The sequence below is a fragment of the Marinobacter sp. L-13 genome, from assembly GCF_056857715.1.
Window position 1 is genome coordinate 1 of the sequence record NZ_JBSXNQ010000061.1, and the last position, 11,928, is coordinate 11,928.

General features: G+C 58.2%; 9 protein-coding genes. 4 read left to right on the plus strand and 5 right to left on the minus strand.

The genetic code is table 11. From position 1 onward, the window contains the following. Positions 1–151: 151 nt before the first annotated feature. Positions 152–1,255 (minus strand): enoyl-CoA hydratase/isomerase family protein, encoded by a 1,104-nt coding sequence (locus AC13DD_RS14750; protein ID WP_014578589.1) that lies wholly within the window; start codon positions 1,253–1,255, stop codon positions 152–154. A gap of 219 nt (positions 1,256–1,474) precedes the next feature. Between AC13DD_RS14750 and AC13DD_RS14755 the strand changes: the two genes are divergently transcribed. Next, positions 1,475–1,810 (plus strand): c-type cytochrome, encoded by a 336-nt coding sequence (locus AC13DD_RS14755; protein WP_053113218.1) that lies wholly within the window; start codon positions 1,475–1,477, stop codon positions 1,808–1,810. A 24-nt stretch (positions 1,811–1,834) separates the two neighbouring features. Here the strand turns inward: AC13DD_RS14755 and ppnN are convergent, their stop codons facing one another. Continuing rightward, positions 1,835–3,217, minus strand: coding sequence for a nucleotide 5'-monophosphate nucleosidase PpnN (gene ppnN / locus AC13DD_RS14760; RefSeq protein ID WP_288367425.1), 1,383 nt, complete (start codon positions 3,215–3,217; stop codon positions 1,835–1,837). 110 nt (positions 3,218–3,327) lie between these two features. Between ppnN and thiI the strand changes: the two genes are divergently transcribed. Next, a complete protein-coding gene (thiI, locus tag AC13DD_RS14765; protein ID WP_482931368.1) occupies positions 3,328–4,782 on the plus strand; it encodes a tRNA uracil 4-sulfurtransferase ThiI in 1,455 nt (484 codons plus the stop codon). 4 nt (positions 4,783–4,786) lie between these two features. On the opposite strand, the gene AC13DD_RS14770 is transcribed toward thiI, so the two are convergent. After that, positions 4,787–5,800, minus strand: coding sequence for a histone deacetylase family protein (locus AC13DD_RS14770; protein ID WP_482931369.1), 1,014 nt, complete (start codon positions 5,798–5,800; stop codon positions 4,787–4,789). A gap of 185 nt (positions 5,801–5,985) precedes the next feature. Here AC13DD_RS14770 and AC13DD_RS14775 point away from each other — a divergent pair, with 185 nt between their 5' ends. Continuing rightward, positions 5,986–7,437: an NAD-dependent succinate-semialdehyde dehydrogenase gene (locus AC13DD_RS14775; RefSeq protein ID WP_482931370.1), complete on the plus strand. Its 1,452-nt coding sequence runs from the start codon at positions 5,986–5,988 to the stop codon at positions 7,435–7,437. A 239-nt stretch (positions 7,438–7,676) separates the two neighbouring features. Continuing rightward, positions 7,677–9,842, plus strand: coding sequence for a DNA helicase II (gene uvrD, locus AC13DD_RS14780; RefSeq protein ID WP_405417364.1), 2,166 nt, complete (start codon positions 7,677–7,679; stop codon positions 9,840–9,842). A gap of 12 nt (positions 9,843–9,854) precedes the next feature. On the opposite strand, the gene AC13DD_RS14785 is transcribed toward uvrD, so the two are convergent. Both AC13DD_RS14785 and arsB read right to left on the minus strand, forming a co-directional pair. Beyond that, complete coding sequence (locus AC13DD_RS14785; protein WP_008172985.1) at positions 9,855–10,652, minus strand: undecaprenyl-diphosphate phosphatase; 798 nt, start codon at positions 10,650–10,652, stop codon at positions 9,855–9,857. A 129-nt stretch (positions 10,653–10,781) separates the two neighbouring features. Beyond that, the gene (gene arsB / locus AC13DD_RS14790; RefSeq protein WP_273096381.1) at positions 10,782–11,852 is read right to left on the minus strand and encodes an ACR3 family arsenite efflux transporter; all 1,071 of its coding nucleotides are present in this window, start codon (positions 11,850–11,852) and stop codon (positions 10,782–10,784) included. Between the last annotated feature and the right edge of the window lie 76 nt (positions 11,853–11,928).

The following is an 11,928-nucleotide window of genomic DNA, read 5'->3' on the forward strand; positions in this document are numbered from 1 at the left end:
CAATGGGGGAAAGGGGGAGTTGTGCCTGAATGCCGGAAACTGGCTAAATAATCGCCAACTTCGACCATGACCACTCGGATCTGGCACTACCAGGCTTGGTCTGCGAAGGTTGTTGGAGCACTATGAGAAATCCGGGCTAGCGCCGACCGGCTTACTCCAGGCCCATCGGATCCGTCTCGTCATCCCACTCCGGGGTGAAATGAGCCGCAACCACGTCTTCCGGCACATCGGCCACGCTCGGGTAACTCCATTTTGGCTGGCGGTCCTTGTCGATAGCCAGAGCCCGGATTCCCTCTGTCAGATCAGGCCGGCGGATGCATTCGGAAACCATCGCCAGTTCCATGCGGAAGGCGTCCTTCAGGGACATTTGCTGCGCTTTCTGTAACTGGGTCCAGACCAGCCATGCAGAGACCGGGCATCCGTTTCTGAGCGTGTTCATACAGGCATGCCACCAGTCGCAGTCAACCTCCGCTGCCAGCAGTTGATCAACGATGTCCGGAAGTTCATCGCCGGCGCTCAGCCTGGCAATCCGCTGTTCGTGCCGGGCGAGGTGACTGGGTGGCAGTGTCCGGTAATCCGGTGTCTGGATCTGGTTGAGTAACCTGAACAGTCGATTGTCATCGGCGGCGGTTTGGCCGGTCCAGCGTTCCGAGGCCAGTCGGTCAAGCAGGCGATCCCGGTCCTCCGGCAGGATGGCCATGTCGGCGAGACCAACCCGCAGCGTATCGCTGACGTTCAAACGGGCGCCGGTCAGCCCCATGAACAGCCCCAGCCTTCCTGGCAGCCGTTTCAGAAACCAGCTGGCACCCACATCCGGAAACAGCCCGATCGTGATCTCGGGCATTGCCAGCGTGACATCGGGTGTAACCAGCCGATACCGGCAGCCTGAGAACACACCAAGACCGCCGCCCATCACCACGCCGTGGGCTATACCCAGCACCGGCTTTGGGAAGCGATGGATGTTGTAATCCATCCGGTATTCCCGGCTGAAAAACCGTACCGGTTTCTCCGGCTCTTGCCCATCGAGAATTGCATCATAGAGTTCGCGGATATCACCGCCGGCGCAAAAGGCTCTCTCACCGGCGCCCTGAATGACCACGATGCAGATTCGGTCATCATTGGCCCAGCGGTCCAGGATGTCCTGGATCTGCTCGATCATGTGTTCGGAAAGCGCGTTGAGAGTGCCCGGGGAGTTCAGTGTCAGAACACCCATGTGCCCTTCGCGGCATGCAAGTTCCTCGGCCTCTACAGACATTGGCGTTTTCTCCGGAGAATTAAATCAATCTTGGATACGGAATCGAACGTACTTTCACCCTAATAGCCAGAACAGGAAAGAGGACTAACGTCGAAAAGATGTCCTTGACCTATCGCATTTGAGGTTGCCCCGCTCTGTGCTATAAGTGCAAGTCAGTTTAGTGCCCGGTCTCCGAACCGGCCTTAAAATCTGGAAAATGACGATGAGAGGGTAATATCAATGAATCTGAAACACTACGCTGTTGCGGGAATTTTTGCGCTTGGCGCTGCTGTGCCTGCAGTAGTTTCTGCCGCAGATGCCGAAGCCGGCAAGGCCAAGGCGGCTGTCTGTGCTGCGTGCCATGGCCAGAATGGTCTTGCGCAAATTCCGACATACCCGAACCTGGCGGGCCAGAACGAGCAGTACCTGGTATCGGCCCTGAAGGCGTACAAGAACAAGCAACGCTCTGGCGGCCAGGCTGCGATTATGCAGGGGCAGGCTGCTGCCCTGAGTGACACTGATATCGCCAACCTCGCGGCCTACTACGCCAGTCTGCCGGCAGACGGCGGCAAGTAAGCCTTACCCTGTCAGCGAAGCGGCTCAGGCCGCTCCGCTGACGATGCGATAGCTCGGTCTGTAAGCCGAAGAACCCGGTAGTTTCATTCGGTTCTGGGTCACAAACTGCTCGAGCATGGCTTCGAGCGGTTTTATCAGAGTCGGGTCGCCTGCGATTTCGAATGGCCCCTTTTCCTGAACCTGCCGTATACCACCCTCCTTGACGTTACCGGCAACAATGCCACTGAAGGCCTTGCGCAAATTCGCAGCGATCAGGTGCACAGGCTGGTCCCGATGCAGTTCCAGCGCCCGCATGTTGTCGTGATTGGGCTCGAACGGTAGCTGGAACACCGGGTCGATCTTCAGCATCCAGTTGAAATAATAGGCATCCTGCATCGCGCGCCGGAACGTCTCGACCTCCTTCATTCCTTTTTTCATGGTCTGGGCCACACGCACCGGATCGTCGATGATGATCTCGTATTTGCTCGCAGCCTCATCCCCGAGGGCGTTCCGGATGAACTTGTCGATCATCTCGAAGTATTCCGCGTTTTCCTTCCGGCCGGTAAATACCACCGGGAAGGGCAGATCCGCATTGTCCGGATGCAGCAGGATCCCGAGCAGGTAGAGAATTTCCTCGGCGGTGCCGACACCGCCCGGGAATACAATCACGCCGTGACCACAGCGAACGAACGCTTCCAGGCGCTTTTCAATGTCCGGCATGATGACCAGTTCATTGACGATCGGGTTTGGGGCTTCGGCGCCAATGATGCCGGGTTCTGTAATACCGATGTAGCGACCGTTCTTTACCCGCTGCTTGGCGTGGCCAATGGTGGCACCTTTCATGGGTCCTTTCATGGCACCCGGGCCACATCCGGTGCAGATGCTCAGGGCCCTGAGACCCAACTGATGACCGACATCCTTGCTGTATTGGTATTCATCATGGCCGATTGAGTGACCACCCCAGCAGACCACGAGGTCTGGTTGTCGTCCTGCCTGCAGCACCCGGGCGTTGCGGAGAATGTGGAATACGTAATTGGTCAGGTCCTCCGGATCATCCCGGCGAAAACCGGCGGCTGTCTGAGGGATTGAATGCGAGTAGATAATGTCTCGTAAAACCGAGAACAGGTGCTCGCGGATCGCCCTCAGCATTTCGCCATCAACAAAGGCATGGCCGGGCGCATTGATCAGTTCCAGTTTGAGGCCCCGGGGCTGCGGTACCAGGCGGACATCAAAGTCGGCATGGGATTCCATCAATGCCTTGCAGTCGTCAGTCTCGATGCCGGTATTGAGAACCGCCAGCGCGCATTGGCGGAACAGCCGGTAAAGGCCGCCTTCGCTGCGGTCCTTGAGGCGGTTGACCTCATGATTGGAGAGAATTTCAAGGCTGCCCTCTGGTGAGACGAGGGCATTGATGGTGGTTTCCTGCATTAACGGTGAAACTCCTGGATGTTGCGGAAATGCCCGATTTTGAGGCACGCAGTCAAAAGGGTAGACTAAGGCCTTTCAGTACAATACGCCACCCGACAAAATTCCGATTTATGAAACTGCTTATTCGTCCCGCTCCGGAAGTTGCTATCAAGAGTAAACCCGTCCGTCGCCAGCAGATGCGTCATCTGCGCCAGAACATCCGAAAGCTGCTGGCGCGGCTTGATCCGGAGATTCGGGTTGAAGGCAGTTGGGACAGGGTAGACGTGGAGGTGCCAGACGGTCGCGGGTTGTCCGGGCCGGCCCTTGAGCTGCTTTTGCGCATACCGGGCATTTCCACGATCCAGGAAATCGGAGCGTTTCCATTTGTCAGTCTGGAAGATGTTGCCGAGAAGGCTGTTGAGGCCTTTGCGGACAGGTTGACTGGCAAAACCTTTGCCGTCAGGGCCCGACGTCACGGTGAACACAGTTTCCGCTCTATTGATCTGGAGCGCACCGTGGGTGCCGCGCTTATGCAGGCATCGGGTGCCAGTGGGGTTGATCTGAAATCCCCACAGGTTGAGGTGCGGATTGAGGCCCAGGACGACCAGTTCCATATTGCCCATCGCAAGCACCGGGGGTTGGGCGGCTATCCGCTGGGCAGTGTCGAAAATGTGCTGACCCTGATTTCCGGGGGTTATGATTCGTCGGTGGCGGCTTACCTGATGATGCGAAGGGGTTTGCGCAATCACTTCCTGTTTTTCAACCTCGGAGGCACGGCTCACGAGGTTGGTGTGCGCCAGGTGGTGCACTACCTGTGGGATCGCTACGGTGCCTCCCACAGTGCCAAGTTTATCTCGGTGCCCTTCGAGGGTGTTGTCGCTGAAATCATGCGTTCGGTGAGTCACCGTCACTGGGGCGTGGTGCTCAAGCGTCAGATGCTGATGGCGGCAGCAGAGATCGCCCGCAAGAACAACGCCTCGGGGGTGGTGACAGGAGATGCCGTGGCCCAGGTGTCCAGCCAGACCCTGAGCAACCTCAATGTGGTGGATCGGGCCAGTGACGAGGTGGTCCTGCGCCCTTTGGTGTCCATGGACAAGGAATCCATTATCCGCATCGCGCGGGAAATCGGCACGGAATCTTTCGCACGAACCATGCCTGAATACTGCGGAGTGATCTCCCAGAAGCCTGCCACCCGGGCCAAGCTGCACCGGGTGGAAGAAGACGAGGCCCAAATGGACGCCGCGGTTCTGGCAAACGCCATTGAGGCACGTGAGGAAACGCCGGTAAACCGGTTGCTGGAAACCACGGTAACGCCAGAGGAAGTGGAGCTCGTGCAGACACCCTCGGTGGATGATGTGATCATCGACGTGCGTCACCCCTCGGAAGGCGAGCAGTCACCGTTGATGTTGACCAACAACGAGATTCTGCAGATTCCATTCTATGAGCTGAACCAGCAGATACCAGAACTGCCGGCGAACCGGCAATACCTGTTGTACTGCGATCGCGGCACCATGAGCCGCATGCACGCCGGGCATCTGAAGGCCGAAGGGCACGAAAACGTGAAGGTTTACGTGCCCGCAGCCTGAAGCGTCAGCCTGCCAGACCTTTGAAGAACTGCTGGACGTTCTCGCTCAGAGCCTCCAGATCGTAACCGCCTTCCTGCACTACCAGCGTCGGCAGCCCCAGCTGACGCACATGGGTGCTGAGCTTGCAGAACCCTTCGGAAGAGACTGACACCTTGGCCTGTGGATCGTTCTTGTAGATATCGAAGCCGAGGGCCAGGATCAGGGCATCCGGCTGGAAAAGTTTGATGGCCGCCAGGGCTTCATCCAGTTTTGCGAAGAAATCTTCTTCCGTTGAACCATGGGGCATCGGCATGTTGATGTTGTAGCCAAAACCTTCCCCTTCGCCACGTTCGTTCTCAAAGCCGCTGACGACCGGGTAGAAGTTGGTGGTGTCGCCATGGATAGAGATGTACAGCACATCGCTTCGATCGTAGAAAATCTCCTGGATCCCCTGGCCGTGGTGCATGTCAGTATCCAGGATAACAATTTTCGGGAACCGGGCCTTCATATGCTCGGCAGCAATTGCAGCGTTGTTCAGGTAGCAAAAACCACCGGCGGCATCCCGGCGGGCATGGTGCCCCGGCGGACGGCACACGGCGTACGACGTTCTGTCGCCGGCGATCAGTGCATCGGCCGCACCCAGCGCGCTCTGCGCAGACCAGTAGGCGGCATGCCAGGTGTGTTCGCCGATCGGACAGCTGCCATCGGCCTGATAGCGGGCTGCCTCGGCGAGAATGCCAGTCAGGTGATTCGGGGAGCGGACGAAAATATTCGAAATAACCTCATCGCCCCAGTCATCCATCTGCTTCCAGCGCCGATGCGCAGATTCCAGGAAGCGCAGGTAGCCCAGATCGTGAACTTTTGAAATAGGCCCCGCGCCCTGGTCTGCAGGCTGCAACACAGAGATGCCCAGTTCCCTGAGTCCGCCCAGCATTTCACCAGTGCGGGCAGGAATTTCCTGGGGCTGGCGCATTTGTCCCCGGGTAAAGTAGGTCTGTGGAACATGCTCATCCTGTGCGGGATGGAAAAATGCCTTCATTGTTCGGTCTCCTGGGTGTCTGATTCCCCGAGTATAGGCACACTCAGGCGATGATCAAAAGCCTGCCCTTGACTTTACAGGTCGGGATACAACATCCACTATGAAAGACATAAAACACTGACGCAACCAGATTACCTGGACTGCGCCCCACACGGGGCGGAGCCAATCACAGAAGAGGAGTCGAGATGATCGAGTCACCCCTGCTGGAAAAGCTGACCGGCTATATCGGTGGTCGCTGGATTGATAATGAGCATGGCAACACCTTCGATGTTTACAACCCGGCAACGGGCAAGGTGATCGCCCAGGTCGCATCCATGTCGGAAGATGAAGTGAGCGCCGCTATTGCCTCCGGCAAGTCGGCACTGCGGTTGATCAGTCCCTACAGCATCGAGACCCGCCGCAAGTGGCTGGAAGACATCCGGGATGCGCTCAAGGCCAACAAGGAAGAAGTGGGCCGCATCCTCTGCATGGAGCACGGCAAACCGCTGCAGGAGGCCCAGGGTGAAGTAGATTATGCCGCCGGGTTTTTCGACTACTGCTCCAAGCATATTCAGGCACTCGACGCCCACACCATTCCGGAAAAGCCGAAAGACTGTACCTGGACGGTCCACTACCGCCCCATTGGTGTCACCGGCCTGATTACGCCCTGGAACTTCCCCATTGGCATGATCGCCAAGAAGCTGTCTGCGGCCCTGGCGGCCGGCTGTCCGTCGTTGATCAAACCGGCCAGTGAAACCCCGCTGACCATGATTGCCCTGTTCAGCCTGATGGATAAGCACACCGATATTCCGGATGGCATGGTTAACCTGGTGATGGGCAAGGCCAGCGTGATTGGCAAGGCTCTGTGCGAAAGCCCGGATGTTCCCATGCTCAGCTTCACCGGTTCCACCGAAGTGGGCCGTAAGCTGATCGTAGACACCGCGGATCAGGTCAAGAAACTGGCCCTGGAGCTGGGCGGCAATGCGCCGTTCATCGTGTTTGATGACGCCGATCTGGATACCGCGGCAGATAACCTCATAGCCAACAAATTCCGGGGTGGCGGCCAGACCTGTGTCTGTGCCAACCGGATTTTTGTGCATGAGAAAGTGGCCGATGCCTTCGGTGAAAAACTGGCCGAGCGGGTCAACAAAATGACCGTCGGTGACGGCATCAACGGCGATGTGGATCTCGGCCCCCTGATTAACCAGGCTGGCTACGACAAGGTCAAGCGTCACGTCCAGGATGCCCTCGAAAAAGGCGCCACCCTGGTTGCCGGCAAGAAACCGGAAGATCTGGGTAACGACCTGTTCTTCCCGCCCACCGTGGTCCACGGTGTGAACCGGGAGATGTCCTGCTACCAGGAAGAAACCTTCGGCCCGCTGGTACCCATGGCCCTGTTCCGCACGGAAGAGGAAGTCATCGAAGCCGGTAACGACACCGAGTTCGGCCTGGCCTCCTACGTGTTCACCAACGATGCCGAACGCGCCCAGCGTGTGGCTGCCGGCCTGCGCTTTGGCCACTGTGGCTGGAACACCGGCACCGGCCCGACGCCGGAAGCCCCGTTCGGTGGCATGAAGGCCTCCGGCATAGGCCGTGAGGGCGGTCTGGAAGGTCTGTTCGAGTTTGTAGAAGCGCAGACTGTACCAAGAGGTTTTTAACAGAGAAGCCATCTCCAAAGCGAGATAAGCGCGGGGGCGGGGCTCTGTTCAGGACTGTCTGTGGCCAAGGATGGCCACAGCCAAGCGCACATGGATGTGCTCGTAGCGTGTCCTGAACAGAGCCCCGCCCTCGTGCGTTCCTCCCTGGATAAGGGCTAACCCAGACCCCAAAGAAATCCCTCTTTTCTCCTGTTATACTCAACAACCTGTTTATTTAACCAGTAGCGAACCGATTCTTTATGGACGTCTCCCACATCATCGATCCGTTGAACGATGCCCAGCGTGAAGCTGTTACCGCTCAGAACGATCACCTTTTGGTTCTGGCCGGCGCAGGAAGTGGCAAAACCCGTGTTCTGGTGCACAGGATCGCCTGGTTGATGACCGTGGATCGGGTGCCGCCCACTGGAATCCTGGCGGTGACCTTCACCAACAAGGCCGCCAAGGAAATGCGTTACCGCATCGAGCAGATGATGGACATTCCGGCCCGCGGCCTTTGGTTCGGCACCTTTCATGGTATCGCGCACCGACTGCTGCGTTCGCACTGGAAAGATGCTGGGCTGCCGGAGAACTTCCAGGTTCTGGACAGCGACGACCAGCTGCGACTGATCAAGCGGGTGATACGGGAAAACCAGATTGATGAGAGCAAGTGGCCACCGAAGCAGGCCCAGTGGTTTATCAGTAGCCAGAAGGACGAGGGGCTGCGGGCGGATCACATCCAGGAGAATCCGGGCGACCATTTCCTGTCGATCATGCTGAAGATCTATCGCCAGTACGAAAAACTCTGCCAGCAGGGTGGTCTGGTGGATTTTGGCGAGTTGTTGCTGCGATCCCATGAACTGTGGCTGCATCGTCCGGAGCTGCTGGCCCATTACCAGAGCCGGTTCCAGCATATCCTGGTGGACGAGTTTCAGGACACCAACACCATTCAATATGCCTGGCTGCAGGTGCTGGCCAGCAATCGCGTGCCAATGACGGTGGTGGGGGACGACGATCAGTCTATCTACGGCTGGCGGGGCGCCAAGGTCGAAAACATCCAGCAGTACCAGCGGGATTTCCCCAATGCCCGGTTGGTGCGTCTGGAGCAGAATTACCGCTCCACCCAGATGATCCTGAAGGCGGCCAACGCGGTGATCGCCAACAACCAGGGCCGGCTGGGCAAGGAGCTCTGGACCGACGGTCCGGAAGGCGAACCGATCAGCCTGTACGCGGCGTTCAACGAGCAGGACGAAGCCAACTACATTGCCGACAGCATTTCTGCCTGGGTGCAGGACGGCAACCTGCGCAGTGAATCCGCGATTCTCTATCGCTCCAACGCCCAGTCCCGGGTGCTGGAAGAATCGCTGATGCGCCAGGGCATTCCTTACCGGGTATACGGTGGCCTGCGATTCTATGATCGTCAGGAAATCCGCAACGCCCTGGCATATCTGCGGTTGGTCCAGTATCGCCGCGACGATGCGGCGTTTGAGCGGGTGGTGAACGTGCCGCCCCGTGGCATTGGCGCCAAGAGCCTGGCGGAGCTTCGGGAATACGCGACCGAGCAGAGTATCTCATTGTGGGAATCCGCCGAGCGTCTGCTGGAAGCCGGGCAGGTTAAAGGCCGGGCCAAAACCGGGCTGCAGTCTTTCATTGCGATCATCGAAGGCCTCTCCGACATGGTGGGCGATGCTTCGTTGCATGGCCTGATGAAGCAGACCATCGAAAACAGCGGGCTGAAGGACTATCACGCCAGCGAAAAAGGTGAGAAAGGCCAGGCCCGGGTGGAGAACCTCGAGGAACTGGTCAATGCGTTGTCTGACTATGAGGTGGAGGACGGCGTGGACGCGCTGTCGGAATTCATTGCTCAGGCGGCTCTGGATGCCGGTGAATCCCAGGCCGAGGACCATGAGGACAGCGTTCAGTTAATGACCCTGCATTCCGCCAAGGGTCTGGAGTTCCCCCTGGTTTTCCTGGCGGGCGTGGAAGAGGGGCTGTTCCCCCACGGCATGTCCCTGGAAGAACCTGGTCGCATGGAAGAGGAGCGCCGCCTGGCCTACGTGGGCATCACCCGGGCCATGAAAAAGCTGGTGCTTACTTACGCCGAATCCCGGCGTTTGTACGGTCAGGAAAAGTTCAATGCGTTGTCGCGGTTTGTCCGGGAGATTCCGGGTGACTGTCTGCTGGAAGTGCGGCTGCGCAACACAGTGACCCGCCCCGCTATGGTGGCGCGTCCGAATGAGAGCATGTTCAGCCAGGATTCGGCCCAGCAATCCGGTTTCAGCCTGGGTCAGCGGGTGCGCCATCCCAAGTTTGGCGAGGGCATCGTGATGAATTCGGAGGGCACCGGGCACCATACTCGGGTGCAGGTGAACTTTGATGAGGGCGCCAAGTGGCTTGTTCTGGCTTATGCGCCTCTCGAGGCCTGCTAATTGTAAGCAGGCCTACATCAGAACTGCGTAAATCACGCCCGCCAGAACAATCCGATAGATAACGTACGGCCACATGCCTACCTTGTTGAGCCACTTAAGGAAGAAGTGGATTGCGGTAATGGCCATCAGGAATGAAGTCACCCCGCCAATCAGAAAACCACTCCAGTCGACGATCACATCCGAAGTTGCCACTTCCAGCAGTTTCACGGCTGATGCCAGCACGATGATGGGGATTGCCAACAGGAATGAGAACCTGGAGGCGGTTTCGCGGGTCATGCCCAGGAACAGGCCGGCGGTGATGGTTACGCCGGAACGGGAGGTGCCGGGGACGAGGGCCATGGCCTGGGCGATGCCAACCAGGACGGCGTCTTTCCAGTTCAGTTTGTCGAGGGTGCGCTGACGTTTGGGCAACCAGTCTGCAAGGCCGAGGAGCAGGCCGAAGAACAGGGTGGTGAAGAAGATGACTTCCACCGCCCGCAGTTCGTTGTCGATCATATCCAGCAACGCCAGGCCGGCCAGGCCCGCAGGGATGGTGCCGATGACGAGGTACCAGGCAAGGGCGCCCTGGCCAACGATTTTGCGGCGGCTGACGGAAATCAGTCCGTCCCGGGCAATACCAAAAACATCCCTCCGGAAATAGAGCACAACCGCCAGTAAGGTCCCGACGTGCACCGACAGGTCGAAGCCTACGCCCTGATCGGTCCAGCCGAACAGCGCCGGGGTGAGGATCAGGTGAGCGGAGCTGGAGATGGGCAGGAATTCGGTCAGTCCCTGGAGAAGGCCAAGGAAAAGGGCCTGGAAAACGTCCATTGCGTGGATTCCGTCAGATTCAGTGCGTCAGAAATGTGGCCGCGATATTAGCAGGGTGACGGTGAGCTGAACAGGTAATGCGAGTGAGGTCAGCGCCGTGACCAAAAGCCCGGCGCTGGCCGCCGCGATTTATGCCGGGAACCGATCCCGGGTCTTGTTGGCGATGCGAACGAGCACCAGCATCAGAGGTACCTCCACCAAAACCCCGACGACGGTTGCCAGCGCTGCGCCGGATTGAAGGCCGAACAGTGCGATGGCTGCGGCCACGGCCAGTTCGAAGAAGTTGCTGGCACCAATCATGGCACCCGGCGCCGCGATGCAGTGGCGGACTTTCCACAGCCTCGCCCAGCCGTAGGCCAGGAAGAAAATCAGGAAAGTCTGAACAATCAGCGGCACGGCGATCAGCGCAATGTGCAGGGGATTGTTCAGGATCACTTCACCCTGGAAGGCGAACAGCAACACCAGAGTGACGATCAGCGCCGCCGGGGTGACCGGGCTGAGCCGCTTCATGAAGACATCGTCGTACCACTGCTGACCGTGGCGCGAAATCAGGGTGCGGCGGGTCAGATAGCCGGCCGTCAGCGGAATCACGATGTACAGGACTACCGACAGCAGCACGGTATCCCAGGGCACCTGTATGTCCGAAATGCCCAGCAGGAAAACAACAATTGGCGCGAAGGCGAACAGCATGATGATGTCGTTGAGAGATACTTGGACCAGGGTGTAGGCGGCATCACCTTTGGTCAGGTAACTCCACACGAACACCATGGCGGTGCAGGGCGCCGCGCCTAGCAGGATTGCGCCAGCCAGGTATTCGCTGGCCAGTCCCGGAGCGATCCATGGCTCGAACACCACCATCAGGAAAAACCAGGCAATGGCAAACATGGTAAAGGGCTTGATCAGCCAGTTGACGATGGTGGTGATGGCGAGGCCTTTCGGTTCTTTTCTGACGCCGACCACTGCACTGAAATCAATCTGCGCCATCATCGGGAAAATCATTGCCCAGATCAGAATGGCGATGGGGATGGAGACCTGCGCGTATTCGAAACGGGACAGGGTCTCGGGTACCACTGGTGCGAGCTGACCGAGCGCCACGCCGGCGATGATGGCCAGGGCTACCCATACCGACAGGAACTTGCCGAACAAATCCATGCCGCCGTCGGCGTCTTCAGCCCGGGTTATTTCTGTGTTGGTGCTCATCGTATTTGATGATTCCTTTACTCGTAGGGAGACTGAATCTATTATGCACAAAATTAGATATTCATAAAACCGAATA